General features: G+C 61.7%; 32 protein-coding genes and 1 pseudogene. 10 read left to right on the forward strand and 23 right to left on the reverse strand.

Annotated elements, in window-relative coordinates; all coding sequences use genetic code 11:
- Nucleotides 1-56: 56 nt before the first annotated feature.
- The 22 genes and pseudogenes from K4G67_RS13690 to K4G67_RS13795 form a co-directional block, all read right to left on the reverse strand.
- Nucleotides 57-743, reverse strand: a pseudogene (locus K4G67_RS13690) (type IV secretory system conjugative DNA transfer family protein); the annotation flags it as partial.
- Between the two features lie 100 nt (nucleotides 744-843).
- Nucleotides 844-1,545: an RES family NAD+ phosphorylase gene (locus tag K4G67_RS13695; protein WP_239806922.1), complete on the reverse strand. Its 702-nt coding sequence runs from the start codon at nucleotides 1,543-1,545 to the stop codon at nucleotides 844-846.
- Nucleotides 1,532-1,963 (reverse strand): antitoxin Xre-like helix-turn-helix domain-containing protein, encoded by a 432-nt coding sequence (locus K4G67_RS13700; protein WP_047822813.1) that lies wholly within the window; start codon nucleotides 1,961-1,963, stop codon nucleotides 1,532-1,534. The genes K4G67_RS13695 and K4G67_RS13700 overlap by 14 nt, the downstream gene beginning before the upstream one ends.
- 74 nt (nucleotides 1,964-2,037) lie before the next feature.
- Nucleotides 2,038-3,786, reverse strand: a complete 1,749-nt coding sequence (locus tag K4G67_RS13705; protein WP_067696315.1) for a relaxase/mobilization nuclease domain-containing protein — start codon at nucleotides 3,784-3,786, stop codon at nucleotides 2,038-2,040.
- A gap of 234 nt (nucleotides 3,787-4,020) precedes the next feature.
- Nucleotides 4,021-4,701, reverse strand: a complete 681-nt coding sequence (locus K4G67_RS13710; protein ID WP_408636657.1) for a lytic transglycosylase domain-containing protein — start codon at nucleotides 4,699-4,701, stop codon at nucleotides 4,021-4,023.
- A 4-nt stretch (nucleotides 4,702-4,705) separates the two neighbouring features.
- Nucleotides 4,706-5,038: a DUF736 domain-containing protein gene (locus tag K4G67_RS13715; RefSeq protein ID WP_010236492.1), complete on the reverse strand. Its 333-nt coding sequence runs from the start codon at nucleotides 5,036-5,038 to the stop codon at nucleotides 4,706-4,708.
- Nucleotides 5,035-5,616, reverse strand: a complete 582-nt coding sequence (locus K4G67_RS13720; protein WP_054522839.1) for a S26 family signal peptidase — start codon at nucleotides 5,614-5,616, stop codon at nucleotides 5,035-5,037. The genes K4G67_RS13715 and K4G67_RS13720 overlap by 4 nt, the downstream gene beginning before the upstream one ends.
- A complete protein-coding gene (locus K4G67_RS13725; protein WP_338026441.1) occupies nucleotides 5,613-6,158 on the reverse strand; it encodes a DUF2840 domain-containing protein in 546 nt (181 codons plus the stop codon). Before K4G67_RS13725 ends, K4G67_RS13720 begins: the two co-directional genes overlap by 4 nt.
- A 120-nt stretch (nucleotides 6,159-6,278) precedes the next feature.
- Nucleotides 6,279-7,160, reverse strand: a complete 882-nt coding sequence (locus tag K4G67_RS13730; protein ID WP_054527881.1) for a replication initiator protein A — start codon at nucleotides 7,158-7,160, stop codon at nucleotides 6,279-6,281.
- 9 nt (nucleotides 7,161-7,169) lie between these two features.
- A complete protein-coding gene (locus tag K4G67_RS13735) occupies nucleotides 7,170-7,442 on the reverse strand; it encodes a helix-turn-helix transcriptional regulator (protein WP_010240237.1) in 273 nt (90 codons plus the stop codon).
- 572 nt (nucleotides 7,443-8,014) lie between these two features.
- Complete coding sequence (locus K4G67_RS13740) at nucleotides 8,015-8,236, reverse strand: hypothetical protein (protein WP_010240235.1); 222 nt, start codon at nucleotides 8,234-8,236, stop codon at nucleotides 8,015-8,017.
- Nucleotides 8,237-8,636: 400 nt separating this feature from the next.
- On the reverse strand, nucleotides 8,637-9,023 hold the full coding sequence (locus K4G67_RS13745; RefSeq protein ID WP_054522840.1) for a single-stranded DNA-binding protein: 387 nt from the start codon (nucleotides 9,021-9,023) through the stop codon (nucleotides 8,637-8,639).
- Nucleotides 9,024-9,291: 268 nt separating this feature from the next.
- Nucleotides 9,292-9,561, reverse strand: coding sequence for a hypothetical protein (locus K4G67_RS13750; protein WP_067674521.1), 270 nt, complete (start codon nucleotides 9,559-9,561; stop codon nucleotides 9,292-9,294).
- Nucleotides 9,562-9,632: 71 nt separating this feature from the next.
- Entirely contained in the window at nucleotides 9,633-9,986 is a 354-nt protein-coding gene (locus K4G67_RS13755) for a hypothetical protein (RefSeq protein WP_010240464.1), read from the reverse strand.
- Nucleotides 9,987-10,692: 706 nt separating this feature from the next.
- The gene (locus tag K4G67_RS13760; RefSeq protein WP_151884815.1) at nucleotides 10,693-11,364 is read right to left on the reverse strand and encodes a DUF2231 domain-containing protein; all 672 of its coding nucleotides are present in this window, start codon (nucleotides 11,362-11,364) and stop codon (nucleotides 10,693-10,695) included.
- 230 nt (nucleotides 11,365-11,594) lie between these two features.
- Entirely contained in the window at nucleotides 11,595-12,326 is a 732-nt protein-coding gene (locus tag K4G67_RS13765; RefSeq protein ID WP_239806924.1) for a PepSY domain-containing protein, read from the reverse strand.
- 27 nt (nucleotides 12,327-12,353) lie between these two features.
- Nucleotides 12,354-12,872 carry a YybH family protein gene (locus K4G67_RS13770; RefSeq protein ID WP_239806925.1) on the reverse strand — a complete coding sequence of 173 codons (519 nt, stop codon included), beginning with the start codon at nucleotides 12,870-12,872 and terminating at the stop codon, nucleotides 12,354-12,356.
- Nucleotides 12,873-12,896: 24 nt separating this feature from the next.
- Nucleotides 12,897-14,213 (reverse strand): copper resistance protein B, encoded by a 1,317-nt coding sequence (locus K4G67_RS13775; protein ID WP_160661431.1) that lies wholly within the window; start codon nucleotides 14,211-14,213, stop codon nucleotides 12,897-12,899.
- Nucleotides 14,210-16,018: a copper resistance system multicopper oxidase gene (locus K4G67_RS13780; RefSeq protein ID WP_239806926.1), complete on the reverse strand. Its 1,809-nt coding sequence runs from the start codon at nucleotides 16,016-16,018 to the stop codon at nucleotides 14,210-14,212. The genes K4G67_RS13775 and K4G67_RS13780 overlap by 4 nt, the downstream gene beginning before the upstream one ends.
- 55 nt (nucleotides 16,019-16,073) lie before the next feature.
- On the reverse strand, nucleotides 16,074-16,634 hold the full coding sequence (locus K4G67_RS13785; protein WP_151884812.1) for an RNA polymerase sigma factor: 561 nt from the start codon (nucleotides 16,632-16,634) through the stop codon (nucleotides 16,074-16,076).
- Between the two features lie 6 nt (nucleotides 16,635-16,640).
- The gene (locus tag K4G67_RS13790) at nucleotides 16,641-17,075 is read right to left on the reverse strand and encodes a Spy/CpxP family protein refolding chaperone (protein ID WP_008603940.1); all 435 of its coding nucleotides are present in this window, start codon (nucleotides 17,073-17,075) and stop codon (nucleotides 16,641-16,643) included.
- Between the two features lie 3 nt (nucleotides 17,076-17,078).
- On the reverse strand, nucleotides 17,079-17,375 hold the full coding sequence (locus tag K4G67_RS13795) for a hypothetical protein (RefSeq protein WP_009823994.1): 297 nt from the start codon (nucleotides 17,373-17,375) through the stop codon (nucleotides 17,079-17,081).
- 133 nt (nucleotides 17,376-17,508) lie between these two features.
- On the opposite strand from K4G67_RS13795, the gene K4G67_RS13800 reads away from it, so the two are divergent.
- From K4G67_RS13800 to K4G67_RS13845, 10 genes are all read left to right on the forward strand, one after another.
- The gene (locus K4G67_RS13800) at nucleotides 17,509-18,213 is read left to right on the forward strand and encodes a class I SAM-dependent methyltransferase (RefSeq protein WP_160661434.1); all 705 of its coding nucleotides are present in this window, start codon (nucleotides 17,509-17,511) and stop codon (nucleotides 18,211-18,213) included.
- Entirely contained in the window at nucleotides 18,210-18,674 is a 465-nt protein-coding gene (locus K4G67_RS13805) for a DUF411 domain-containing protein (RefSeq protein WP_156842686.1), read from the forward strand. Before K4G67_RS13800 ends, K4G67_RS13805 begins: the two co-directional genes overlap by 4 nt.
- Before the next feature lie 286 nt (nucleotides 18,675-18,960).
- Nucleotides 18,961-20,313: an APC family permease gene (locus tag K4G67_RS13810; RefSeq protein ID WP_009823996.1), complete on the forward strand. Its 1,353-nt coding sequence runs from the start codon at nucleotides 18,961-18,963 to the stop codon at nucleotides 20,311-20,313.
- Nucleotides 20,314-20,443: 130 nt separating this feature from the next.
- Nucleotides 20,444-21,175 carry a glutaredoxin family protein gene (locus K4G67_RS13815; protein WP_156842710.1) on the forward strand — a complete coding sequence of 244 codons (732 nt, stop codon included), beginning with the start codon at nucleotides 20,444-20,446 and terminating at the stop codon, nucleotides 21,173-21,175.
- Nucleotides 21,172-21,588 carry a potassium channel family protein gene (locus K4G67_RS13820; protein WP_008603934.1) on the forward strand — a complete coding sequence of 139 codons (417 nt, stop codon included), beginning with the start codon at nucleotides 21,172-21,174 and terminating at the stop codon, nucleotides 21,586-21,588. The genes K4G67_RS13815 and K4G67_RS13820 overlap by 4 nt, the downstream gene beginning before the upstream one ends.
- A 70-nt stretch (nucleotides 21,589-21,658) precedes the next feature.
- Nucleotides 21,659-22,123, forward strand: coding sequence for a DUF305 domain-containing protein (locus tag K4G67_RS13825; RefSeq protein ID WP_008603933.1), 465 nt, complete (start codon nucleotides 21,659-21,661; stop codon nucleotides 22,121-22,123).
- The gene (locus K4G67_RS13830) at nucleotides 22,120-22,608 is read left to right on the forward strand and encodes a DUF6692 family protein (protein WP_009823998.1); all 489 of its coding nucleotides are present in this window, start codon (nucleotides 22,120-22,122) and stop codon (nucleotides 22,606-22,608) included. Before K4G67_RS13825 ends, K4G67_RS13830 begins: the two co-directional genes overlap by 4 nt.
- A 108-nt stretch (nucleotides 22,609-22,716) precedes the next feature.
- A complete protein-coding gene (locus K4G67_RS13835) occupies nucleotides 22,717-23,421 on the forward strand; it encodes an NAD(P)-dependent oxidoreductase (RefSeq protein ID WP_239806927.1) in 705 nt (234 codons plus the stop codon).
- Between the two features lie 43 nt (nucleotides 23,422-23,464).
- Nucleotides 23,465-24,817, forward strand: coding sequence for an MBL fold metallo-hydrolase (locus K4G67_RS13840; protein ID WP_156842685.1), 1,353 nt, complete (start codon nucleotides 23,465-23,467; stop codon nucleotides 24,815-24,817).
- A gap of 162 nt (nucleotides 24,818-24,979) precedes the next feature.
- A complete protein-coding gene (locus tag K4G67_RS13845; RefSeq protein WP_182849628.1) occupies nucleotides 24,980-25,147 on the forward strand; it encodes a hypothetical protein in 168 nt (55 codons plus the stop codon).
- 358 nt (nucleotides 25,148-25,505) lie between these two features.
- Here K4G67_RS13845 and K4G67_RS13850 read toward each other — a convergent pair.
- Nucleotides 25,506-25,872: hypothetical protein (locus tag K4G67_RS13850; RefSeq protein ID WP_239806928.1), on the reverse strand; the 367-nt coding region annotated here is incomplete at its 5' end.

Here is a 25,872-nt window from a genome sequence, read left to right on the forward strand (position 1 = left end):
CCTAAACATCAATTCCCAGACGAGGCCCAAGCTCCGCTAATTTACGCAGCTAGGTGTGCCAAATGTTCTGACGACGGACACTCGTTGATGCCGCGTCGCACTTCCATCAGAGGGTTATAGGCCGCCGATGCCTCATTGGTCGGATCGAACAGAAGCGTGCGGCTGAACCGGGTACGGAAACCAGCTGTCAGCTCCCAGTTCTCGCCTTTGATATCGTGCACGATCGCCGAATGCGGCCAGGTCAGGAGCGTTGGCACGACAAGGCCGACCCCTTTGCCGCTGCGGGTCGGCGCGAAGCAGAGCACATGTTCGGGGCCGTCGTGACGAAGATAGAGATTGGCATGCTGGCCGATAATGACGCCCTTGCCTGCCAGAAGGCCCGCGCGTGAAATTTCGGAACGGGTCGCCCAGCGCGCCGAGCCATAGGTCGCGCTGTTCCTGATCTCTCGGGCGCGCCAGACCGACATGCCGATCGCGACCGCCACCGACACGAGACCGCCCGATGCGGCAATCATTCCGCCGGTCTCGAAGATGCGCGGCGCATAGGCTTCGTAGCTGAACCACCACCAAAAGATGGCATAAGGCGGATAGACAAGCGCTCCGGAGATACTGAACCAGGGCGCGCCCAGCTGCGCCTGATAGCCAAGCGCGTGCGCCGTCCACTGGGTGCCCGCCCACACACCTGCGAGCGTTAGGGTGAAGACGACGAGTATCTGACCCCACAATATCCGGGTTGCCGACAAGGCTGGCTCCTTTCGTGAAGGACAGCACGGCGGCTTTGCATTACATATTCAAGTCGGAAGCTGCGTGATCGCAGGTTGGCGTAGCAAAAGCGGCGTACGGCTAGATTGCTTCCCGACTATAGTCCGGGTTGCCGGACCAGGTCAGGCGGTACATCGCCCCTTGCGCGACCGATTGCACGACGTTGGGCCACAGGGCCGCGATGCAAGTCCCATCCGCATGGCGCACAGAGGGATAGATAATGCCGTTATGACCGGCGGCGCGTGCCTCCGCCGCTAGAGCATTGCCGACAGGATAGCCTTTCGTCTTGTCCGGATCGAGGGCCGGGTGTCCGGTCTGCTCGCGCAGATCGATAAAGACGCCCGCCATGCTGGCGATCATCTCGCCATATTCGACAACGGCATCGAAATCGCCGGCATCGGCGAGCGCCTGTGTCAGGTGATGGCCGACCTCGGCAATACAGGTCTCGACATCGAGCGCGGCATACCATGCGCCGCGGTTCGCGGGGTTGAAGCGATTGGGCTCGCGCGGTTTGGCGTAAGCAAAGCTCGCATTAATGAACCTGGCATGCGGCACGCCATGAACCAGCTCGTCGGCTGTCAGCCCGCCAAACCCGCGCTCTTCGGCGATCAGGCGCGAACTCGTCGCCCCCTCGATTTCAGCGAGCAGCGCAAGCTCGGCATCACTGTCGGCAAGTGGAGCCATGACCGCTTCGCGCAAGCGCGCGCTGGAAACGAGCCGGACAGTCCGCTCGAACGCTTCGCGGATCTGCGGCGGCTCGCCTGCCTCCTCAGAGCCCGCCACGAAGCGCGTCGATATATTGTCTGGTCTCCAGCATGCGCGGAATGCCGCCTTCGATCATCGCCCCGATGGGCGAGCGGCGATCAAACAACGGGGCCCTGTTTTCGAGCTTTGGCCAGCGATCGGCCATGTCGTTGGCGAACAGCAGATGCAGTCCCTTGAACAGACCGATCAGCGCCGACGCGCGGGTCAGCTGGTCCTGACCGAGCGAGCCTTCCCAGGTTCCGGCTTTCATCCGGTCCCAGGTGCTTTCGGACACGCCGAGCAGCGCAGCGCCCTCAGCGTTGCTCGCACCCCAGGCCCCAATGAGGCGCAGCACGGCCTTTACCGCAGCGCTGGTGAGGCGGCTGCGATCACCGTCGCTTGCAAAGGTCTGAAGCCCCGGGGGAGCTTCGGCATGCTGAATCGCTGCACTTACCATATCGCATCTCCTGATGCGTTTATAAGCATCATATGGTGCGTTTGTCAAGATTTCCGTTATGATGCCGGTGCTCCTCAAACCGCCGGACCGCGCGAACGCGCAAAGTTCCAGTCGACACCGCCTCGCACATGGACCTTGCCAGCGACTTCTTTTCCAAGATGCCGCTCGAGGTCTTGCCTCCAGGGCACGAGCTGGAAACCCACTCCGTCATCGATCATGGCGAAGCGACCCGACGCCAGCGAAATGCGCTCGCGGTAGATGCCGGAAATGTGATCACCTTCCGTCACCGGATTTGCCAGACGACCATGACGCGCAGCCAGCGCTTTACCTGCCGCGTCCAGTTCCTGCTTGCGGAGCGTTCCGAGCAGGTTGCGCACCAAGGTCACGCTCCTACCATGTCGCTTCGCAAGACTTTGATCGACGAGCCATTCACGGCGCTCGTCAAGAGCCTTCCGGACTTCATTGCCGAAGCCGCCTCCCAGCGACGCGGCTCGTGCCGACAGCAGCTGCCGGTCGAGCCAGGTCGCCCCGCGCGCGTCAATCTGCCGCTCGAGCGGCAGGTCCGAACGCACCAGCAGGCTGCTGCGCCGTCGCCCGTTGCGGTCGGTCCATTCGCCTGTCTCGACGATGGCGCCGGGTGCTGCATCGCTTGTCTGGTCCAGATCGGGAAAACGCAGATAATGCGCACGCCCGTCCACTCCTTCGACGATCGCATAAGCCTCGCCTGTCAGCTCATCATGAAGACCGCGCTCGACCAACCTTCCGATGACCCGGCGGTTCTCGTCTTCTCCATGCAGCGCGAAGGATGCAAGGGCGCCTTGTGCGCCGCGTCCACGCATCGCCTTGTGCAAGGTCTTGATGATGTCGCCGCGCTCGCCCAGCGCGCGCAATGTCGGTTCGAGGTCTGCGGTCAAGGTCCAGCGCGCCGACCCGACTCGCTCGGCCAATCCCATGCGTTCGAGCATTTGTGCGCGGCCAATAAGGAATGCGCGGTTGCTGCGGCGTGTCGCATCGTCCTCGGGGGACAAATCGACCACGCCAAGATCGTCGCGCTGATTTTGCAAGCGGCGGTCGAGCGAGGTCCAGCGCTCGGCATCGACCTCGCGGCGGAGCGCTTGCTGAATATTGCGCTCGCTGCGCGGGCCGAGCTCGACGGTGACGCGCTCCTGGGCGCGGGCCCGCATACCTTCGCTGATATAAGAGCGATCGATCACCAGGTCCCTGCCGTCCGAGGCAACGCCGCGGACCAGGACATGGACATGCGGGTTGTCGGTATTCCAGTGATCGACCGCCACCCAGTCGGGCTTGGTGTCGAGATCGCTCGCCATATCCTCAAGGAGTTCGCGCGTGAAAGCGCGCAGGTCAGCCATCTCGCTTGCGTCTTCCGGCGACACGATGAAGCGGAAGTGATGCCGGTCGTCTTCGCAGCGCGCGGCGAAGGCATCGCCATCGACCTCATCCGATAAGGCATCGAACATCTGGGCATCCGATCCGTCACGGGTGACGCCGTCGCGTTCGAGATAGGCGATGTGGCGGGCGAGCGGTGCCGAGCGGAACCGGCTGCCGCCATGGCGAACGACGCGCGCCTTGATGATGACCCGCCGCTGGAAAGCATGGGGGCGGCCTCGGAACGCAGCACGTTTGCCGCGTCCCAGATGCCCGGTTCCGCCGCCTGCCCGGCCTCGCCCGAGCGGCGTATAGCCTGACCGGCGCGAGGCCTGCAGCACGCGCCCGACCAGCGTACCGGCCTTGCGATAGGCGCGCGCATCGCTGTCTCTTGACCGACCCGGCCTGATATCGAATTCGTCGTCAGCCACAGACAGGAAAACCGGTAGACGGCGCTTTCAGCATTGAAAAGCCTAAGGATTCCGATCCAAGCGCCTGCAGGCGTACAGCAGAGACGGCGCATATTCTCCCGCAAAATCAACCACCTGCAGCCCGGCCGACGGCGCTGCTTTTATCTCGCCATCCCTCCCTTCCATTGATGCCTAGGTCTCCGCTCCTACGCCCGCTTTCGCTTGGGAACGCATGCCTGGGCGAAGGTGCGAGGACCGCTCTCATTTAGAAGGAGCCGTCGAGACGGGCGCGAAAAGATCATGCGCGGGCTGTTCCGGGCGCGCAAAAGGGTTCGCTACGGGGCCGGGCGCAGCCACCTCGTCCAACTCTTGTCGCGCCGCGCCGGAAGGCTGCAAGACGCCGGGCGGAACATCCCCGGCTTGAAGAGGCGCCGCCGCAAAAATGCCCTCGGACTGCAACAGCGGCGCAATCCGGGCGACATAGCGGCGTGTTTCGAGTGGCAGCGAACGCCGTCCGGCAAGCCAGTCTTCGTAGCGTCCCGGACCCGCATTGTATGCAGCGAGGAAGCCTTGCGCGCCGTAGCGATCGTACATTTCGCGCAGGTAAGACGTGCCGGCCAGAATGTTGTCGCGCGGGTCGAACGGGTCTTGCCCGAGGGAGAACCGGGCGCGCTGCCGCGACCAGGTTCCGGGCATGAGCTGCATGAGACCCATCGCTCCTGCTCTGGAAACCGCCCGCACCCGGCCCGCACTTTCGGCGCGGATCACCGCGTAGATCCAGTGCTCGGGAATGCCGAATTGCTGCGATGCTTCGCTGACATGCGTCGCAATCTCGACGCGCGGGGAAGGTCGGACAAACTGCTCCGATTGTGCAAAAGCCTGCCCGGGACTCGCCGCCAGCATGGCGGCCAGGATCCCCGGCAGAAGATGCGGGCGGAGCACGGAATCAGTCCTTTGCCGGGCGGCGCGCGCCGCGCGACCATATCAGGACATGGCTCTGGTCGTCAGAACTGAACAGATTGGCGCGCAGGGGCCGCGGCAATACCGGATCGTCGATGACGAGCGTGACGAAATCGCCTGCCTTGTCGCCGACATGTTTCCAGCCTGCACCCACCTCGTAGGTTTCCTCGCCTTCGCCTGCCATGATGCGATAGTCCGGGGCGTTCTCGGTGTCGCCGGGGTCGGCGGCCACCAGGGTCAGCGGTGCGTCGATGGTCAGGGTTTGCAGCCGCCCTTCAAAGCCGTCGGGTGTGGCTGCAAAAGTGCCGATACAGGTCATTGTGCGTCTCCATCATTTACGTTGGGAATGGGAAAGTCGGCGGGCGAGGCGAGCAGGACATAGTCCCCGTCGCCCGCTTCGTTGGTCCAGACGGGCCGCGCGCGCCCGATGACATCGGCGCGTGCGACCGGGCCGAAATAACGCCCGTCAAAGCTGCCGGGGGCGCGCCTGTTCATCACGAACAGTTCATCCGCAGCGATAGTCCGGCATCCTTTCCAGACGGGCAGTTCGCGTCCAAGGCTGTCGCGCCGACGCGCCGAGCCCGCAGGTGTCCCATTGATCTCGATGAGCAGGTCGCGCCGGCAGACCGTATCCCCGCCAAGCGCCGCAACCTCCTTGATGAGCGGAACGCCCGCAGGAAGATAGCCGCGCGAGGCGAGGTATTTCTGCAGCCTGAAAGCAGGATCGATCGCGACGCGGTCGCCCCTCTGGAGACCGGTCTTTCCGCCGATTGAGTACAGTCCAACCGGCACGCTGGCCGTCACGTTCCAGACCAAAAGTCGCGAGAACGGGATTGCGATGCTGGCCAGTGTCGCTGCCGCGACCATGCCTGCCAGAAAGGCGGTGCGCCGCCTCATGATTGCAGCTTTCGCCGCCGCAGCCAGTCGCGATGGCGCGCAGGGGAATAGAAACGTACTTGCATGCCCCCTGCCAGCCTGTTGTGGACATGATGCCAGTGGTCGGGAGCTACATCGCAGGGATCGATGCCAACGTCCTCAATCGCATCGATCAGCGCAAAGACCTGGCGAACCTTTGGCCAGCTTCGCACCGAGAGCAGGATTTGCCCGCCAGGATCGACCTGCGGCAGAGTGGTGAACGGCTCGCCGAAACCGGCGGCTTGGGCGATCGTGAGTGTGGAGCCAACGGTCCCGTAGTCGTTCGAAGCCCACCGAACCAAGGCAAAGACCTGTCCCGGAGCATAGCTTTCGATACGCGTCCGGCGATCGAGGATGCGCTCTGCAACGGGCTTGCCGAACCGAAGCCAGTCTTCCTGCACGCCGCCGCGCCACACCAGCGTGACATGCGTAAGTGGCGGATCACCGGAACCTGCCTCGACCGGTTCCGGAGGCGGAAGCGAAGCGCGCGCTGCGCTTTTGCACAGGCGTGGCTGTGTTAGCAGGAATCTGAAAGATTCCTTGTTAGCATTGTTAAGGGCTTCGCAGGCGCCGCGTTTTCGGCGAGTCGCGCAGGCTCCCGGTTCCCGATAGTCCGAACGTCATGGTTCCCGATAGTCCGAACATCACGCACCCTTTTCCACAGGGGGCAGCCCGATACGGCGCCGCGCGGACGCGAAGGGATCGACAGGCGCTGCAACGAACAGGAGCCGCTCGCGGCCGAACTGGTGCTCAAGAGCGAGATTGTAGCCGGGGAGCGACTGGCGGCGAACGATGGCCCGCACTTCGAAAGCGAAACGCTTCAATGGCGAGAGCGCGCCGGACTTCAAATGCAGGTGCGAAATGTCGAAACTCCACCCGCCCTTCTGCTTCCCGCCATGCTTGCGTACGATGCGATAGAGCCAGCGCTCAAGACCGCCGGTAAGCGCGAAATAGGCCGGGTCGATGGTCAGGACGAGCGCACGATCGAGCACGCCCTCGTAGAGCCAGTCCGGCACGATCATTTCGATGCCGAGCGCGCGCCCGTTGTCGTCGAGCCGTTCGCGCCATTCGTTGATCCAGGAAAATCGTCGGCGGCGTCGCGCCCCGGCCTGCCGGATGGAGGTGGCAATGCTGGTCGACTGCAAGCGGTCGAGCGCCGCCTTCAGGCGCTCGTAGCCAGCCTTTCCGGTTCCGCGCCGGGTGAAGGTAAGGATTTCATGGGGCGTCGCCGCGATAAGGCGCGAGGTGGCTTTGCCGGCATCGCGCGCCTCGACGATCTGGCTCGCTACCCAGATCAGTACATCGGCGTCCCAGATGGTGGCCATGCCATGTTCGGCGGTCGCTTCGACCAGAATGGCGACCTCGCCCATACGAAAGTCGATCGGCTTCACGCGCTTCGTCTTGGCGAGGCTGAAGAAAGGCCAGGCCATCAGATCCTGCGCATCGCGCGCGGCGATGTCGCTGCCCGCGCCGACGAACAGGTCGAGCTGTCCGGCCCCGCCGTCCGATGTCTTCAAGGAGCGCATGGTACCGCTTCAGCGCCGGACCGGACCGGTGTAGCCGTCGATCCGCTTGGCAGGATGAACGACGCCCTTGCCCGGATCGCTGGTGGAACGGCGCAAGCCCTGCTCGGCCCAGGCGTCGAGATCTTCGGGCCGGTAAACGATGCGGCCGCCGAGCTTGTGGTAGACCGGCCCTGTTCCATAGCATCGGTGCTTTTCGAGCGTGCGCGGCGAAAGCCCCAGATGCACCGCGGCATCCGGGGTGCGCAGGTAGCGGGGACGGACCGGATCGGGAACGGCGGGCATGGGGTTAGCTCCAGGAGGCTTGGGTGGCTGCGGCTAACTGCCGCTGATTGCGGAGGGTGATGGCGCATGCCCTGGCAATGGGGGGAGCGACACGATGCCGCGTTCGGATTTGTCGCCCCTACCGATCTGAGCTCGGCAGGATCGAGGAGGGGCGGCATCCGCGCAGAACCCGACGCTATCGCGCTGCCCGGCAGGCTTTCGGCTGCAATGCCGAAGGCTCAGAGCAATGAACCGCACCTGCGAGAGAGGCAGTGGCCAAGGGCCTGTGGGAAGCAAGGCAAGCGGGACCTGTCGCGGCCGTAGCTTCCCGCTCGCCCGACCCGCTGCCGGTTCGCAAGTGCATGCGGGGCCCCAAAAACACGTAATGCCGCACCCTCAGGAGCGTATCGCCAGATGCGCGGGACAGAGTGCGTCCCCAGCCCCGCTCCATTTATCCCGATCGCCAGTTGGCCAAGCCGATGTTTGGAGAACCGCCGATTGCTGCTGGATCGAAACTTGAACCTGTAGCTCAGCCCATAAGAGACACGAAAAAAGGGCAGGAACCGCTGCCGGTCCCTGCCCTGCAGAATGCCTCAGAATTCGTCGAGCATTCCGCCATGGACGGTATGAACGACCCGGATCGCAAGATGCGGGGGCAGCGCATTGTAGTCGCCTTCGTCGACCGCGCGATATCCGAGTTCGTCATCCTCGATAACATGCTGGTCGAAGAAGCTGTGCAAGGCCCGTTGCTCAGCTGTTTCCAGAGCCTCGAAATAATTGCGCGAAGGCAGTGTGCATTTCGTGAAATAGGTCATGATAATCCTCCTGAAATCTGTCGCGAGACGACAGGAGGTTGGCCGATGGGCCCGGGCAGACCGGGTCACAGGATCGCCTGACAGGGCGACCGCGAAGCGGCGCAGGGGGAAACGGTTTTGTCCGGTGCCGGATGCAATCCGGCGGCGGACAAAATGGTGGGGCCCCTGCCGTCCTTGATGCGGGCGGCGCGGGACCATCATGCTGGAAATGCGGTAAGCCAGGCCAATCCAGTCCACCTCAAACGACCGTTTCAGATGATCGCTGCCATAATGGGTCGGGCCCTCCGGGCAGCGCCTGGCTATTCCCCGGAGAAAAGACCGAGCGAAAGGACGTGTGAACAGCGAAAGAGGCCCTGCCGTTTCCGGCAGAGCCTCCTTTGGCTGGTTCGATGGCGCCGGATCAGTCGATCGGAGGGGCGTCCTGGTTGTCGCCGCCATTGGCCCGCGAGAGGAAATCGACCTTGTCGGCAAGGATCTCCGAGCCATACCGCGTCACACCGTCCTGGTCTTCCCACTGCGTGTAGTGGATGCGGCCCTGGACCGAGACCAGCTGGCCTTTCGAGCAGTACTGACCGACGGTCTTGGCGAGGCCGTTGAAGCAGGTCACACGGTGGAATTCGCTGTCCTTGGCGGTGTAGCCGTTCTCGTCCTTGTAGGTCTTGCCGTCCTTGTCGCGTGCAGGACGATCGGTGACGACGGTGATCCCGGTGACGCTGGTGCCGCCCTTGGTCTCGCGGGTGTCGGGATCGCGGGCGATGCGGCCGGTGAGGATTGCGATATTGGTCATGATGAAATTCCTTCAGTTCCTCAAACCGGAGACCATCTCCGGCTTGCGAACATCCAGAAGAAGCAGGGCATGGGAGGACTGCACCGCAGGCCTGAAGGGCCGAAGGGAAACCTGTTCATGACGAGTGGTGCGGGCAGGCGGCGAAGCCGCCAACACGGCCGGAAAGGAACGGGTTGCGGCTCCTCAGCTGACCTGGTTCAGGACTGTTCGCGAAGAAAGCCGGATGGGTATCGGGTGCGGGTCTGAAGGTGCCAGGACCCTGCTGCAATCAGCTTACCTCATTGCCTTCCGATGCCGCCAGGAGATCCATGAAGTTGCGGGCTGCTTCCCGGTCTTCCTCGTTCTCGAAGGCCACGTCGAGGTCGGGGGCAGACCCGAGCAGGTAGAGCATGGCCCACAGGGCAAAGCGTTTTCCCCGGTCCTGCTCCAGACCGAGATCGACCTGGCATCGCTCGATCCCCGAGGCCAAGGTTTCTGCGCCAGTCGCTCCAGGATCGGCAGTGCCAAAATAGCGGATGAGAAGCGTATCAAGGTCCATCGCACTCTTTTCGGATCATCGGTCGGGCCGCGGCGAGGAAGGCCAGCATTCGTGGCCCGGTCATGCGTCGCTCAATCAGCGGTGGGTTGCTCGCGAAGCCGCCGGGCGCGCTCGACGAAGTGCTCCATCTGGGTGGCGGCATGCAGGGTAAGCGGATGCGGCTTCGCATCGGCACGCGGGGATATGAATTCCGCGATTTCTTCGATTGCTGCAAGCTGATCGGCGCTGGCCTTCGACAGAAGGCCGAGCACCATGTTCTCAAGGGCGATCACCCTGATGCGCAATTGGATGATCTCGGCATCGGAAAGTGGCGGAATATCCCATTTCTCGCAATCGGCAGCGAGCGCTTCCTGCGGCCCGCAGGGCAATGCCCCGCCTTCGTCTTCCCAGCGCGACAGCGCCCCGGCTTTTCCCGTTTCCGACATATGCGGTTCCTTTCATAGCCAACGAGGCGATCGTCTGCACGCTGCTCACATAGCACAAAGCCCTACCGGGATGCGCCTGGCACGGCGACAGCGAAGCCGGGCAAACGGAACCCCGCGCGGGTTGGTCTTCACGCGGGGTTCCTGAACGACCCCTTTGGGGGCACCTGCGACCCGCAGGGCTTCGGGGGGAGGCGGGGCCGTCCTTTCCTGATCTTGCGTTGTTCGTTGCGATTTCTTGCCGAGGATATCTCCTGAATTGCCGAGTTACCGGGAAACGCGTCCGATCACATACCTTCCATGTCGTGATCGGCCATCGAGGACATGTCATGGCCCGCATGGGGATCGGCGGGTTGGGTCGCTTCGCTCGCGGGTTGCGTGCGCGCTGCTGGCGCTGCGGGTGTGGCAGTTGCGCGTGATGCGGGAGAGGCAGCGTGCCGTGAGGCGGGCGTGGCGGCCCCATTTGTCGAAAGAGCGTCCTCCCGAGCGGTCGCTGCCTCATCTTCGGAAGGAGAGGCTGCCGGATCGGCAAGACCCGACCCGGGAGCCGTGCCAGCCACCACTGCAGCTTCGCCCATAGGCGAAACCTCGGTGATCGGTGTGCTCTCCTGCGCCTCGTCGCAAGCAGCAAGAGCGGACATCAAGGGCGCGATCGCGAGAAACCCGATCGCTGCATTCAATCTGGAAGTACGCATGCTCTTCAACTCCTTCAGAGCCAGGAAATACCGAGGTGGTTCGGCCCATGCGCGAGCTCGCCGCCAAGGAAGCCCTGGATGAGAACGAGCGCCGCCATGGAGAATATCGACGCGCGCAACCATGCGCGGCTCTGGCTCGGCCTGCTCGCGAGATAGGCCATCGCAATACCGAGAACGGCGATCAGCATACCGTTCCATCGATGCACCTGCATGACGGTGTCGCCGCCGAACCACAGGCCGGTGTGAATCCATCCGAACAGGACTGCGACCCCCGCGCCGATGGCTCCGCCGTAGACAAGCACGCGTACCGCACTTTCCAGGCCCGCTCCTTTCCGGCGCATCACGAACAATTCGGTGGCCGCAGCCATGAGAAACAAGGCGATCGGGAAATGGATCGTTGCCGGATGCAGCTTCTTCAGTACGGCCATGACGCCGGCTTCGCCCTCATTCGCATGGCCACCGGCCTCGTCATGACCTCCGCCCGCTTCATCGTGCGCGCCGGAGGACTCGCCAGCATCCGCAGTCTCGCCCATCTGCGCCATGGCCGCCTGGTCGTGCACATCGCCATTGGTGGCAGCAGGCGCGGCGCTCGCCTCTTCGCCGTGCTTTTCGTCGCCATGAGCCTGAACGGGTCCGACGAAGAGCAGGCTTGCGGCGAGCAGCGCCAGAAATGAGGGGGCTTTCATGTCTCGTATGTCTTCCGAACCTGCAGTTAAAGTGCGACCTATGTGCCTGATACGCACGGCAGCCGCGTGCCCCTCACATTAATTTGATGGTATTGGCGCGACAGAAGAGCGTCTGCGGGATCAGGTCCGATGCCGGCACGATCGCGATCGTCGAACGCATTCGGCTCCTGGCCCGTTGGGCCTGGCGAACGGGGGTAAGGCGTTCGCCCACGCACATGAGCCCCATGGGCTCAGGCGAGCTTGCTCTTCTTTGCGCGGCGGCGCAGCCTCGGCATCCGGTTCGCCAGCAGGACGAAACCCGACAGGGCTATGATCGTGCCGCCAATGCCGAACAGCAGAAGCCACCAACTGTTGATGCGATCACGCTCGGTCCAGTCCATGATGTGCAGGCCCCAGATGAAATCGAACAGGCGCCATGTATCACTACGCGCCGCCCCGAGCGTGCCGCTGGCGGCATCGATGTAGAGGCGCGTCGAAGCCTCGTCAGCATAGGTGACCTGCCAGGCCGGAAAAGGGCCGCGAAACTCGGTCCCCACCGGTTCGTGAACGAGCCGCGCGCCTTCGATCGTCGTGCGCGGTCCGGTCCATGCGCGCAAGGCGATGGATCTTGCCGTCGCCGCCGAGATGGGGGAGAGTTTGCGCCCTGTCACCGGATCGTGAAGGCTCACGCTACCGTCGACCTTTCGGACCTCGGTCACGGCATCGCCGTCGAGCGAACGCGTCGACACCGCCGCAAGAGTACCGTCGTTTGCGACCCAGGCCGGGAGCGGGGCATCGGCAGGCAGCGCCTCTCGTTCACGCGAAACGACATGTTCGGAGCGAACTTCTTCCAGGTTGAGAAACGACATGAGGGCGCCGGTTCCCATCCACAAGAGAACCTGGACACCGACGAAAATCGCCAGCCATTTGTGGATCTTGCTGCCGAGCACATGCAGGCGCAGCTTCAGCGACGGCGTTGCCAACCGGTGCTACCTCTTCGAAAGCCGTAATCAGTTGCGCAGCGCGCGCGACGAGGAATGGTACTGGACGATTCTCCACCCGTCCGCATCGTGAGCAAGCACCGATGTCGCCACGCCGTCGCGCTCGATCACCCGGCCATCGCTAAGTTCGATGCGATAGCCATACGTCTCATAGGCATGGGCCATGTGCCCCATCCGGGTGACGGTCAGCGTGGGGTCGGTAAAGGTGAAGCTCACAATCGCGTCGAGCTCGGGGCCCAAATGGTGCTCCATGAAATTGGCAAAGCTTCCTTCCGCCTTGCCATTCTCGAAGATCGCCGAGTCCTCGGCGAAGAGCGCGCGCATTGCCTGCGCGTCGCGCGCTTCAAGAGCGGTGCGATAGGCCTTGAGGGTTTCTTCAGCGCCCGCGACATCCTCCGCCGAGGCGTCCATCGCGTGCATCTGATGGTTCGCATGAGAAGAGTGGTCCATCTGCTGCGCGAAGGCTGGCAGCGGTATCAGCGCGGCAACAAACGCAGTCGCCGCGATGCGCGTCAAAGTCTTGGTCATGGAAGTTTTATCCTTTTTGAGATTTCAGAACCAGAATCGCACACCGACGACATAATTGGTGACGCTCGGATCCTCTCCGGCGGCCCGCGCAAAATCCGCGCTGTCGCCGATGCGCCATTCTTGCGAAACGCCGACATAGGGTGCGAATTCGCGCGCGAACTCGTAGCGAAGACGCAGGCCCGCCTCGATCCGATCGAGCCCGGCACCGATGCCCAGCTCGGGAATGTCCTGCGCAGAAAGCGCGAGTTCGGCTCTGGGCTGGAGGATCAACCGCTGCGTGATGCGCTGGTCGAGTTCGCCCTCGATCCGCGCGGTCACATCGCCCTTGGTGGACACGAAGGCCGCAGCATCGACCTCGAAACGGTACGGCATGAGACCCTGTATGCCGATAACCGCGTGCGTGCGCTCCGGACCGGTGAGGTCCTGGCGAACACCCGCCTGGAAATCGAAGAAGGGCGCAATGGCGCGGCTCCAGAGCGCCTGGACCTCGGCGCCTTCTATGGGTTCGCCAAAGCTGCCCTCACCCTCGGACTTGAACCAGAATTTGTCGATGTCGCCGCCATAATATCCCTGGATGTCCCACAGATATCCATCCTTCCCCTCGCGGGCGCGGTATTCGAGCCGGTCGCCCTGAAACCAGAAGCGCATTCCTCCGTCAGTCTCGCGGACAAGCTCGCGGCGCGCTTCGTTCATGGCTTCCTCGCCCCAGATGGCGACCGCCGCGCGCGCTGGGCCGCTCCCGGCTTCGGGGGGAGGCGGCAGCAGCGGGATATCATCGTCCGCGCCCATCTGCATCGCCGAATGGTCCATGCCCTGCATGTCCTGCGAAGGCGTCTGCCCATGGTTCATCTGGCTGTGATCCATCTGCCCATGGTCCATCGACGACCTGTCTGCGTTCGCCTGCCCCATCTCGCCGTGGTTCATCTGCGAATGATCCATCGCACCTTCGGCGGGCTTGCCCTGCGGCATCGAGCCGTGATCCATTCCGTCATGACTTTCGGGCGATGCCTGTGGACGGGCAGCGTCCATCGGCATTGTCATGCCAGAATGACCGTCCCGAGCGGTCATCGAACCATGATCCATGGTTGAATGATCCATCTCGGAGCGGTCCATGGCGGCTTCAGGCTGGGCAGCCGGTTCGCATGCTCCATCTGCAACCGGATGCCCCATTGCGCGATGGCGCTCGGCTTCTTGTTCGCACTTTGTCTTGGCGTCGGCCTGCGCCTCGACACTCTGCTGCGGTTCCGTCGGCGAATGACCGGCATGCTGCGCCGCCGCCGGGGAGGCGAGAACTGAGCCGGCTGCGACCGATGCGAGCAGGCTGACAATACGAATTTTCATGCTTCGCTCCCGTCGGGATTGGCGACCGTGACGATCTGAAACATCCCGGCATGCATGTGGTAGAGAAGGTGACAGTGGAAGGCCCAGTCGCCCGGCTCGTCCGCCGTCAGGTCGAACTGCGCGCTGCCACCCGGCTGCAGGATTACCGTGTGCTTGAGCGGTTGACGATCGGCCGGCGCGCCATTGACCAGCTCGAAGAAATGACCGTGCAAGTGAATGGGGTGCGCCATCATCGTGTCGTTGACGAGCTTCACGCGCACGCGCTCGTTATAGGCGAAACGGATCGGCTCGTCTGAGACGGCGGAGAACTTCTTGCCGTCGAACGACCACATGTAGCGCTCCATATTGCCGGTCAGATGAATTTCCATTCGCCGGGACGGCGTGCGGCCCTCGCGGTGTGGAGTCAGAGCGCGCAGCTTGCGATAGTCGAGCGTACGATGCGGCACATCGGCGAGACCGATGCCGGGATCGCCCATGCGGTCGACCGGGTTCATCGAGACCATGTCGAGACCGGGCCCGACCTTCACATCGGGCGGCAGAAGCGACGTGTCGCGCATCTGCATCCCCGACATGCCGGCCATGCCTGCCATCTCGGATTGGCCGGACGAACCATGATCCATCCCCGCCATGTCGCCGCCACTTCCGTGGTCCATGCCCGACATGCCGGCATCGCCAGACGAGCCGTGGTCCATGCCGCTCATGCCCATGTCGGCCATGGTCAGAAGCGGCGGATCGCGCAGCGGCGGAATGGCGGCGCGAGCGCCGGGTGCGCTCGCGAGTGTGGCAATACCCATGCCCGAGCGGTCCATCGACTCCGCGACCAGCGTGTAGGCTTGTTGCGCGCCCGGCGTCACGACGACGTCGTATGTCTCGGCCACACCGATCTGGAACTCCTCGACCTCCACCGGCTCGACGTTCTGCCCGTCCGCCTGAACGATGGTCATCGGCAGGCCGGGAATGCGAATATTGAAGAAGGTCATGGCGCCGGCATTGATGAAGCGCAGCCGCACGCGTTCGCCCGGGCGGAAGAGGTATTCCAGATTGTCGAGCGGGCCATGGCCGTTCAGAAGATAGGTATAAGCCGCGCTCGACACGTCGAGGATGTCCGTCGGCATCATGCGCATTTTCGCCCACATCCGGCGATCCTCGCCCGAAAGCGGGTAATCGTCGGTCCAGGTGTTCTGGTTGTAGTTGAAGTAGCCTTCGCCCTTCTTGAGCTTGTCGAAAATCGTGTGGGGCGACATTTCGCTGAATTCGCTCAGCACCACGATATATTCGCGGTCGGCCTGGACCGGATCGGGTCCGGCGGGGTCGACCACGATCGCGCCGTAATGCCCGGCCTGTTCCTGCAGGCCGCTATGCGAGTGCCACCAGTAGGTACCCGACTGGCGAACCGGAAATTCGGCGGTGAAGGTCTCTCCCGGTTTGACGCCGGGAAAGCTCACGCCAGGCACTCCATCGAGCTGAAACGGCACGAGCAGACCGTGCCAGTGGATCGAGGTATCTTCCTCGAGCTGGTTATGGACATTGAGCCGGACGGTCGTGCCTTCCTGCAATCGCAACAGCGGACCGGGGATCGTGCCATTGACGGCGATCGCGCCGCCGCGCCTGTTGCCGGTCGCGAAGGCCGATCGGGCAACGGTGAGGTCGATATTGGGGCCGGATATCTCGTCCAGCCCCTTGCGGGCGTTACCTGCGAGGATGTCCGCGCCCCGCGCCCAGGCAGGCATCGCCCCGGCAAGGCCGAGCAGACCCATTCCTCCTGCTCCGGCTCCGAGAAACTTGCGTCGATTGACGGCGATCATAAAGGGCTCCTGACTTGGCGTTTACCGTTACTTACGCGCGCGCCCAGCCAACCCCTCAAAGTTTTTCGAAGCGCTCCTTCAGCCTGTTGCGCGCGCGATATACGCGGGTTTCGATGGCCTTTTCGGTCGTTCCGAGAAGATCGGCCGCCTCGGCCTGGCTACGCCCCTCGATGGTCACGAGCACAAGCGCTTCGCGCAGCCTTACAGGCATTCGCGCGATCTCGGCCTGAACGAGATTGAGCTCTTCCCTGGAAACGGCCAACGCTTCAGGACCAGGCAAATCGTCGGCGATGGAATGGAGTTCGTCATCACCCGACAGTCCGAAAAAGCCCGCGACCTTGCGCCTGCGCAAACGGTCCCGGCAGCGGTTGAGGACGACGGTTGTCAGATAGGGTCCGATCGGCTTGTCCGGATCAAGCCGATGGCGCGTCAGCCACACCGAAGCGAGGCTGTCCTGAACAACGTCCTCGGCCTGAGAAGGAGAGGAAAGCATGCGTGTCCCGAGCGCGAGAAGCCGACCAGTTTCATGCTCGACGAGTTGGCTGAAAGCCCGCTTGTTTCCAGCCCTCGCCTGCGAAACAAGGGCCTCATCCGGATTGTCGCCCGCCCCCGACATGGCGCTTCAGTCGCGAGGGTCGCGGGTCAAGGCGTCGGAGACCTTGCGGTCGAACTGGCGTTGCTGCTCGGGTTCGAGAATTTCACGCATGTCGAAGACATGCCGTACCGTTGCTTTCTGCAGATCGCCCATACGCGCATGCACCTCGTCGATCGCGGCCGAAACCTCGGGACCGTACTCGTGCTCATTTTCCATCGCCTGGGCGAGCCGGGCATTGGCTGCGCGCGCCGATCCTTCGAGCCGTGCCCTTTCGACAGCGAAACGAGCCTCGAGCGCATCGAGACGCTGCTCCTGGTCGGCCGTCAGGGTGAGTTCGTCGTGCACGAAATCGTGGAGGCCGGAGCCAGCCTCGTGATTGGCCCAGCGGTCCGCGGCAATCGCGCCGAGGCATCCTGCAAGTGCTGCGAGAAGCACCGCGAGAACGATATGCGTCGTCTTCAAACCCTATTGCTCCACATGGAGGAGCGCCGATGGGGACAGCTGTTCGCCGAGGATAAGACTCTCGCCAAATGACGCGGAAGACGTGCCATAGCCGCCGGGCCAACCGCTCGTTCCGGCGCCAGCTCCAAGCCCGACGACGAACAGACCGACGAACAGAGCCGTCCGGCGGCGTCGGTCGGCGATTTCGCCAAGCTGTCCGGCGCGCTGCCAAACGCCATCCATGAAGTCGGCGGGGACCTCGCTGGTGCCGGTGGCGGAAAGGGTTCCGAGCACCGCATCAAGAGAGTGATTGTCACGCATCCGAAAAACTCCTGTGGGTTGCACGTGTCCTATACGCGCTCGCCTGCACAATCCCTTAAACTTCTTTTTTTGAGGGAATGTCCACCACCATACGTAATCGAGACGGGTCTGTCAGAATCGGGTCGAAGCCGGGATGAATGGGAACCAGCTCGTGAACAATATCACCGCACCTGAAGATCACGGCGAATTTACGCCTCTTCTTGGCAAGAGCTTTCTGACGCCCCTTTACGACCGGGCGATCGGTCTGTTCACCCGCGAACATCTCTGGCGACAAAGGATTGTCGAAGAGCTGCACCTTGTCCCCGGCGACCGGGTGATCGATGTTGGCAGCGGAACCGGCACTCTTCTCAAGGCCTTGATGACGGATTGTCCGGAAGCGGGTCTGATCGGTGTCGAACCCGACCCGGATGCGCTCGCGCTTGCGCGGCGCAAGTTTGGCGCGGGAGCCGATCTCGTGAAATGGCACAATGGCTTTCTCGAAAGCCTCGAGCTACCCGCAGGGTGGCAGCCGAACAAGATCGTCAGCAGCCTCGTCCTGCACCAGGTCCCCTTGCGCAAGAAGCAGACAATCCTGGAAACCATCGAAAGCTTGCTCGTGCCAGGCGGAACCGTGTTGATCTCCGATTATATGAAGCAGGATAGCCCACTCATGCGGAGCCTCTTCCGGGCGACCGTCCAGTCTCTTGACGGCATAAGCGACACGCAGCCCAGCGCCGACGGCGAAGTCGAAAAACTGTTCGCCGAAATCTTCACCGAGCCATGCCTGCTCCAACGGTTCCCGACGGCAACCGGGACGATCTCGCTATGGCGCGGATACAAGAAAGGAATTGCACAATGAATTTGAAAAAGCCTTCGCTGCTCCGGCGATCGATTAGCGGCGCGGCCTTGCTCGTGCTGGCAGCCTGTTCGAACGTGGCTCAGGCAGCGACCTATACGATGTTCCGGGATCCAGGATGTGGGTGCTGTCTCAACTGGGCAGGCCATGTCGAAGACGGGATGAACACGAAGGTGGCATCGGTCGACAGCAACGACATGGCGGCGATCAAGACCGCGCGGGGCGTACCCCATGAGTTATGGTCATGCCATACGATGGAGGTCGATGGATACATCATCGAAGGTCACGTGCCTGCAGAAGCCGTCGCCAAGCTTTTGCGCGAACGGCCCGCCGGCGTTGCCGGCCTCGCGGTTCCGGGAATGCCTCTGGGATCGCCCGGCATGGAGGCCGGAAACCGGATCCAGCCTTACGACGTCATCGCCTTTGGCCCAACCGGACAGAGCGTCTTCGCGTCCTTTCCGTAAGGGGGTGAAGCCACTCCATGCGTCGGCATGAAAGGTTGCAGGCGATGAGGACTAATTGCGGGAAGCGACACAGAAGCCTGTCGAACTTCTCGCCGGGTCCGGGCTGGCTGCCCCCACAGTCCCGGACCCTTCCAATTTGTATGATTGCAGCACGCACGAAATAGGAGAAATGCGATAGTCAAAAGCTCGGTCAGAAATGCTGGATCTTTTTAAGGGGTGAACCTCTGCCCAACGTACTGCTTGTCGTGATGCTTCTCGGACGGGATGACATAGACAGGGGAAAGACTTGCAGACAGATGGCGACGATCAACATAGCGAGAATGCGGGCTCGATAACGTTGCTGGGCGGTGTCGCGATGGGGACCGGCGTCATGATTGGCGCAGGTATCTTCGCACTGACCGGCCAGATTGCCGAACTGGCTGGACCGTTATTTCCGCTTTCTTTCATAGTCGGCGCGCTGGTTACCTCGCTTGCCGCCTACAGCTACATCAAGATGTCGAACCGCTGGCCCTCCTCTGGCGGCATCGCGATGATCCTTCAGAAGGCTTACGGACCGGGCGTCGTTGCAGCATCGGCATCGCTCCTGATGGCGCTGTCGATGGTCATCAACGAAAGCCTGGTCGCTCGGACCTTCGCGACCTATGCCTTGCGGCCCTTTGGGCTCGAAAGCAGCGGCATTCTGGTCTCCGTCGCGGCACTGGCCCTCATCGTTTTCGCCTATTTCGTGAATGCTGCCGGCAACAAATCGGTCAGCGGGTTTTCGCTCATTATGTCGGCAATCAAGATCGGCGGCATCGCCCTGTTCGCAATTGCGGCGATCTGGGCCACCGGATTTTCAGGCGGTGCCTTCGCAGAGCCGGTCGCGCTTTCGGGCCTCGACGCGTTGCTCGCTTCGGTCGCTTTCTCGATCCTCGCTTTCAAGGGTTTCACCACCATCACCAACAGCGGCGGCGAAATCATCGATCCGCATCGGAATGTCGGCAGAACCATTATCATTTCGATCGCAGTATGCGTGGTCGTCTACCTTCTCGTCGCGGTGGCGGTCGGCGCCAGCCTCAGCACTTCAGAAATAGCCGAGGCGCGCGATTACTCTCTTGCGGCAGCTGCGCGCCCCGCGCTCGGAGAGCTTGGCTTCTATTTCACAGTCGCAATCGCGATCGCAGCCACGACCTCGGGTGTCATCGCCAGTGTTTTCGCCGTTTCGCGAATGCTGACGATGCTGACCGAGATGAAGATGATCCCGCATAGCCATTTCGGCATGAGCGGACCGATCCGCAGTCACATGCTGGTCTATACCGTAGTGATTGCCGGCACGCTCGCGGTCCTGTTCGATCTGTCGCGGATCGCTTCGCTCGGAGCATTTTTCTATCTCGTAATGGACATGCTTGTGCATTGGGGCGTGCTGCGCGGTTTGCGGGAAGAGATCGGTGCGCGTGCCTGGGTGCTATGGTCGGCACTCGTGGCGGACAGCGTAGTCCTGACAGCTTTTGCCTTCGCCAAGCTCAAAACCGACCCTGCGGTCGTCGCCTATGCGGTCGCAGGCATTGCCGCCGTTTTCATCGCCGAATGGTTCTATTTGTCCAGGCGTTCGCAAGCGATGGACTCCGCTTCAGAAAGACCGGCGGAAGAGAGGCGGTGACCCCGTTAGTAGAACACGAGCGCAAAGGCAGCGACCAAAAGCCGACGAGGATCGAGGCGCCAAGTTCGCGGATCAAAAGAAATTCAAGACGGAGCATATCGTGACGACTAAAACTGCCACCGTTTACCGAATGGTCATGCCGGACCACGTTTGTCCGTATGGATTGAAAACGGTCGATTTGCTCAAACGCGAAGGTTTCGAGGTGGACGACCACCATTTGAAAACGCGCGAGGAGACCGATGCGTTCAAAGAGCAGCATGGGGTAGAAACCACCCCCCAAACCTTCATCGGCGGGAAGCGCATCGGAGGTTACGACGATGTCCGTGAGCATGTCGGCAAGAAAAGAACGCAAGCCGGTGATGACGAGACCAGCTACCAGCCCGTCATTGCCATTTTCGGCGTCGCTTTCCTCCTGGGTCTGGCAATTAGCTGGTACGTTTTCGACACGATTTTCACGGTGGAAGCGGTCGAATGGTTTGTCAGCCTATCGATGGCCTTGCTCGCGATCCAGAAGTTGCAGGACGTGCGCAGCTTCTCGACCATGTTCCTCAACTACGATCTGCTGGCGCGACGCTGGGTAGGATATGGATTTCTATATCCGTTCGGTGAGGGTTTGGCTGGAATATTAATGGTCGCGCACGCGCTTCCGATCGTCTCGGTTCCGGTATCGCTGTTCATAGGGACGGTCGGCGCGGTCAGCGTGTTCAAGGCGGTCTACATCGACAAGCGCGAGTTGAAATGCGCTTGCGTCGGCGGAAGCAGCAACGTGCCGCTCGGCTTCGTATCGTTGACCGAGAACCTGTTCATGATCGGTATGGGTCTTTGGATGGGTGCCAAGGCCCTGGGTTGGGTCTCGCTATGATTTGGGCACTGCTTCTCGGTTTCGCGCTGTTCGCGATCTCTCTCTACTTCCACATGTTGATGCTGCGCGGGGCGAAAGCCGTTTCTCCGCCAGGCAAGGACCCACGCCATTTCCGGCTGCTTGCAGGCTCCAGCCTCGTTCTTCTCAGCCATCTGGTCATCGCCGGCATATTCGCGGGCGGAATGTATCTCGCTTCCGTCTGGGGCCTTGGCGGGCTCGAGAAGGACGTCATCAACAGCTGGATGGATTATTACTACTTCGCGCTGATCACGATCTCGACGGTCGGTCTCGGCGATATTCTGCCCGCCGGGCACATGCGCGCCATTTCCGGCATCGCCGCCCTTACCGGGTTCCTGATGATCAGTTGCACCGCCCAATATGTCTATCAAACCATGAGCGAAAAGGAGAATTGATATGGCTGAAGCTAGGCACGATGCACACGAAAAAGGTGGAGGGGGCGGCAACTACTGGCGGTTCATGGCAATGGTATCGACCTCGACCGTGATCATGTTCTTCCTGATGTATGCCAACAGCTTCGACATGGACGACGTTTTCTGGAGCGAGACGCGCTTCTGGATGATGTTCGTCATGGGCGCGATGATGATGGTGGTCATGCTTCTCTTCATGTGGGGCATGTACAAGGACCGGACCAAGAACTTCATCATCTTGGGTGTCGGAGCCGTCGTCTTCGCGCTCGCGCTATGGCTCGTACGCAGCCAGACCACGGTGGACGATACCGAATACATGGCCGCGATGATCCCGCACCACTCGATCGCGATCATGACTAGCGAGAGGGCGAGCCTGAAGGATCCGCGGGTTCGCGAACTCGCGCAGGCCATCATCGTCGCGCAGCGGCGCGAGATCGCCGAGATGAAATATCTCATCCAGGACATCGAGGAAAACGGTCCGCGCACCGAAGAACGCCTGCCCGAGGAGATGCAGCAATGAACAAGATCGCAATCCTGACGCTTGCAGCCCTCCCTCTGGCGGCCTGCAACACCAATACCGCGGTCGGCAATGATCGCGAAGCACAGCTCGATCCCCCGGCAACTGCGGCGCCGATAGAGAGTGCTGCGAGCGCTCTTGCCAACCTCAGCCCGGGCCTCATGCTGCCCGAGACCATGAGCGACGCGGACCTCGCCACGCTGGGAGCCGAGAACACGTGTCAGTTTCGCCTGACTGAGGTCGCGTTTCCGTCGTTCGTCTACGACAACAGCGGTGGCGGCGCGATCAAGATCAACGGCAAGCTGATCCCTGTCACAGCAAGCGCCTCGGGTGAGTATGCGAATGGTGAGCTTCGTATCCGCACGCGCCTTCTCGATGACGAAGGAGACGCGGGCCTGCAGATGCAGGAACTCATCGTCGCCGGACCTCGGATGAAGGACGAGTTCGGGTTCTGGGGGTACACGACCTGCGGCAACAGCGAGGCGTGAACACGAGCGAGCGGGCGCCAGCGTGCGTCGGTGCCCGCTCTATGATCATGTTCGGCCCGGCACGCGCGGCCAGATTCATAATGAGGTACGACAGTGGCAGCTGAGCCTGTGACCGATGCAGCACCCATTGCGGTCTTCGGTGCCGGAGGAAAGACCGGTACGGAAATACTGCGCCATGCGGTTCGCAAGGGCATCGCGGTTCGAGCGTTCGAGCACACCTTGCCCGAACCATCGGACCGGGTCGATAACGTCGAGTACTTCCAATGCGATGTACTCAATGACGACTTCAGCAGCGAGCTCGAAGGTTGCCGTGCTGTTATTTCCGCACTCGGTATAGGATTTAGCCCATCCACGGCGATCGATCCGCCTCCGCTTTACACGGAGGGAACCCGCAGGCTTGTGGAAGCGATGTCGGCGACCGGCATTTCCCGGATCGTCGTGATATCGGCGGCGTTCGTAGAGCCGCAGCCCAGCGTTCCTGCATGGTTCGAGCTCACAGCAAGACCAGCCTTGCACAATATTCTCGAACAGATGCGCGCCATGGAAGATCTTCTGGAGCGCGCGAAAGGCCTGAAATGGACGGCTGCGCGACCGGGCTGGCTCCTCGACGAACCCTATACGGGTGAAGCCGTCATTACCGACGAGCGCCTTGCCCAAGATTGCTTTCGCTGCAGGCACGCCGACCTCGCGGCAGCGATGCTCGAATTCGTCTGCGAGAACACCTGGGTCAACGCTAAACCCGCTATCGCCCGGCCAGAAGAAGACCGCTTCGAGAACGTCTCGGCGCTCAAGGCCGAACTCGGGATCGACTAGATCGATGCGGACTTGCGGAAACATTCCAACAACGAGGTAAGATATGCTGCTTGAGAAGATAAAGACCCCCGGCCTTTCGCACCTTTCCTATCTGATCGGTTCGCAGGGCAAGGCAGCGGTCATCGATCCGCGCCGCGACTGCGAGATATATCTCGAGCGAGCCCGCGCCGAAGGGCTGGAGATCACGCATATCTTCGAAACGCACAGGAATGAGGATCTCATCACGGGATCGCCGGTACTGGCCAAAATGACCGGTGCCCGCGTTCTGCACGGTCCAAACCCTGCGGATGAGGTTGTGTTCGCCGACACCGCGCGAGAGGGCGACGTTTTCGAGATCGGTAAGATCAGGGTCGAAGTGCTCGAAACCCCCGGTCACACCGACGATCATCTCGCCTTCGTCTTTCACGACGACGATTATCCCGAAGGACCGGTCGGCGTGTTCACCGGCGATGCGCTCTTCGTGGGCGACGTCGGCCGAACCGATTTCTATCCCGAGCGCGCGCGGGAGGTCGCGGGCCTCCTGTACGATTCATTGCAAAAGATTTGCGCTCTGGGTGACCAGACAATCATATACCCGGCGCACGGTGCCGGATCGGTTTGCGGGTCCGGAATGGCAGACCGGGAATTCTCGACAATCGGCCATGAGCGGCGCAACAACCCGCGGCTGCGCATTGCTGACCGCGACGAGTTCATCAAGGCGAAGGTAGAAGAGCATCATTACCAGCCACCTTATTTTCGGCTAATGGAGCGGCTCAATCTCGAAGGCGCCAATGCCGCGCCGCGAGTCATGCGGCCAAGGCTTCTGGGGCTGGAAGACCTCGGCGAGAGCGGCGCCGATCATCTGGTCGATGTACGCGAGCCGCTCGCCTATGCCGCCGGTCATATGCAGGGTGCCGTGTGCCTTCCAGTGGGAATGATACCCGCCTTTGCCGGGTGGTTCATCAGCGAAGGCGACACGATAGCCCTAATCGCTTCCGAAGAAGACGAGCTCGCTCAAGCTATGGCGCATTTGGTGCGCATTGGTCTCGATAATATTGTCGGCGGCTATGTCGGCGTGATCCCAGCCGCCGCACAGGGCAAAGCGATGCAAAGTATTGCCATGATCGACACCGAGGAAGTCGCACGCAGGCTCGCTGAGGACAGCGAAGATTGGACCTTGCTCGACGTGCGCGCCCTTGACGAACGGCAGCAAGGCAGCATCGATGAATCCGAACATGTCTATGTCGGCGAGCTCAACACCCGCTGGAAAGAGCTCGATCGCGACCGTCATTACACTTTGATGTGCGCCAGCGGCATGAGGGCGAGCGTAGCAGCGGGCTGGCTCGCAAGCCAAGGCTTCAAACACCTCGACGTCTATCTGGGCTCCATGGGCGCATGGACAAACGCGCAGGGCTAAAAAGCTGGAAAACCTCGAAAATGGCCAACCCGCGATCCCTTCAGGGCCGTGCGCGAAAGCTGTTTGGCCTACCGGAAGACACGCTGGTCTATCCTGCGCTTGATTGTGCAGGGGGGCGCGTCTCGACGATCATACAGGCAGGCAAACGCAACCCCCGCTTGAATGGCGATGTCTCACTTTTTCGAATTTCAGCAGATCAGGGCCGTGCTGGACCTGCCCTACCTTGAAAAAATCGACGTGGCCGTGCCTACCAATCTGAAATGCGGAAATTGCTCTGAAGATGCTGTCGAGCGACTGCACGAGCTCGGCGGGAAATCACCGCAGGGATAGGTTGGATTGCCTTGGCCACCGCGGAGCCATGTGCGGGCTATTGCGCGCTATCCGCATTCCCAATCATTTGAACGAACCGGGGAGGCTATCATCAGAACCACATCGGGATGACAATCGAATTGGAGTCCTTCGGGATTGGGGAGCTTTTTTGAACCTGTCGCAATTAAGACCGCTTTTTTTCGCTCGATTCCGAAAATGCTTACCCTCGAACATTGCCAAGGCGCATTTGTCTGTAGGACGTTGCGCGCAGAAGATCGTCTGAACCCTCATTGTCCGGTCGCGCTTTATAGATCCCCGCAAAGTTTCGCTATCGCAGTAAAAGGAGCCAATCCGAGTGTCGTTCTCTCAGAACCTCGGATTACATAAATGCTTTCATGAGAGTTGGCTCGAAATAGCCCCAGGCGGCCGCGATGAAGCTCATCACGGTTGCAACCAGGAGCAAAATTATCTGACGGTTCTTGAGCCATTTAACTGCGGCCCGGGAGTGGCAATGACTCGTGTGCCGATGTTTGCGCAGAACAATGAGCCAACTAGCCGCCACCGCAATCATCGAAAATGCGGTCATTGGCCAATGGAGCGAACCCAGAGGCGCCAAAACACTGCTCAGGCTCGCACTCAGCCCGGCGGCAACCAGCACCATCGGTATCCATCCGGTGAGGACCGCGGCGCGATAGCTACACGCCCTATTTTGTGATGATGCGCTTTGCGGCGGCGTTGCGTTTGGC

This window comes from Croceicoccus hydrothermalis, assembly GCF_022378335.1.
Taxonomy (GTDB): Bacteria; Pseudomonadota; Alphaproteobacteria; order Sphingomonadales; family Sphingomonadaceae; genus Croceicoccus; species Croceicoccus hydrothermalis.

Bases quoted from the DNA above. Each gene is read 5' to 3' on its own strand.
- K4G67_RS13700 (WP_047822813.1), bottom strand. From the start codon at position 1,963: ATGGTAAGTGCAGCGATTCAGCATGCCGAAGCTCCCCCGGGGCTTCAG.
- K4G67_RS13715 (WP_010236492.1), bottom strand. From the start codon at position 5,038: ATGACCTGTATCGGCACTTTTGCAGCCACACCCGACGGCTTTGAAGGG.
- K4G67_RS13720 (WP_054522839.1), bottom strand. From the start codon at position 5,616: ATGAGGCGGCGCACCGCCTTTCTGGCAGGCATGGTCGCGGCAGCGACA.
- K4G67_RS13730 (WP_054527881.1), bottom strand. From the start codon at position 7,160: ATGCGCTCCTTGAAGACATCGGACGGCGGGGCCGGACAGCTCGACCTG.
- K4G67_RS13735 (WP_010240237.1), bottom strand. From the start codon at position 7,442: ATGCCCGCCGTTCCCGATCCGGTCCGTCCCCGCTACCTGCGCACCCCG.
- K4G67_RS13740 (WP_010240235.1), bottom strand. From the start codon at position 8,236: ATGACCTATTTCACGAAATGCACACTGCCTTCGCGCAATTATTTCGAG.
- K4G67_RS13745 (WP_054522840.1), bottom strand. From the start codon at position 9,023: ATGACCAATATCGCAATCCTCACCGGCCGCATCGCCCGCGATCCCGAC.
- K4G67_RS13750 (WP_067674521.1), bottom strand. From the start codon at position 9,561: ATGGACCTTGATACGCTTCTCATCCGCTATTTTGGCACTGCCGATCCT.
- K4G67_RS13755 (WP_010240464.1), bottom strand. From the start codon at position 9,986: ATGTCGGAAACGGGAAAAGCCGGGGCGCTGTCGCGCTGGGAAGACGAA.
- K4G67_RS13760 (WP_151884815.1), bottom strand. From the start codon at position 11,364: ATGAAAGCCCCCTCATTTCTGGCGCTGCTCGCCGCAAGCCTGCTCTTC.
- K4G67_RS13770 (WP_239806925.1), bottom strand. From the start codon at position 12,872: ATGACCAAGACTTTGACGCGCATCGCGGCGACTGCGTTTGTTGCCGCG.
- K4G67_RS13775 (WP_160661431.1), bottom strand. From the start codon at position 14,213: ATGAAAATTCGTATTGTCAGCCTGCTCGCATCGGTCGCAGCCGGCTCA.
- K4G67_RS13780 (WP_239806926.1), bottom strand. From the start codon at position 16,018: ATGATCGCCGTCAATCGACGCAAGTTTCTCGGAGCCGGAGCAGGAGGA.
- K4G67_RS13785 (WP_151884812.1), bottom strand. From the start codon at position 16,634: ATGTCGGGGGCGGGCGACAATCCGGATGAGGCCCTTGTTTCGCAGGCG.
- K4G67_RS13795 (WP_009823994.1), bottom strand. From the start codon at position 17,375: ATGCGTGACAATCACTCTCTTGATGCGGTGCTCGGAACCCTTTCCGCC.
- K4G67_RS13800 (WP_160661434.1), top strand. From the start codon at position 17,509: ATGAATGGGAACCAGCTCGTGAACAATATCACCGCACCTGAAGATCAC.
- K4G67_RS13805 (WP_156842686.1), top strand. From the start codon at position 18,210: ATGAATTTGAAAAAGCCTTCGCTGCTCCGGCGATCGATTAGCGGCGCG.
- K4G67_RS13815 (WP_156842710.1), top strand. From the start codon at position 20,444: ATGGTCATGCCGGACCACGTTTGTCCGTATGGATTGAAAACGGTCGAT.
- K4G67_RS13820 (WP_008603934.1), top strand. From the start codon at position 21,172: ATGATTTGGGCACTGCTTCTCGGTTTCGCGCTGTTCGCGATCTCTCTC.
- K4G67_RS13825 (WP_008603933.1), top strand. From the start codon at position 21,659: ATGGTATCGACCTCGACCGTGATCATGTTCTTCCTGATGTATGCCAAC.
- K4G67_RS13830 (WP_009823998.1), top strand. From the start codon at position 22,120: ATGAACAAGATCGCAATCCTGACGCTTGCAGCCCTCCCTCTGGCGGCC.
- K4G67_RS13840 (WP_156842685.1), top strand. From the start codon at position 23,465: ATGCTGCTTGAGAAGATAAAGACCCCCGGCCTTTCGCACCTTTCCTAT.
- K4G67_RS13845 (WP_182849628.1), top strand. From the start codon at position 24,980: ATGGCGATGTCTCACTTTTTCGAATTTCAGCAGATCAGGGCCGTGCTG.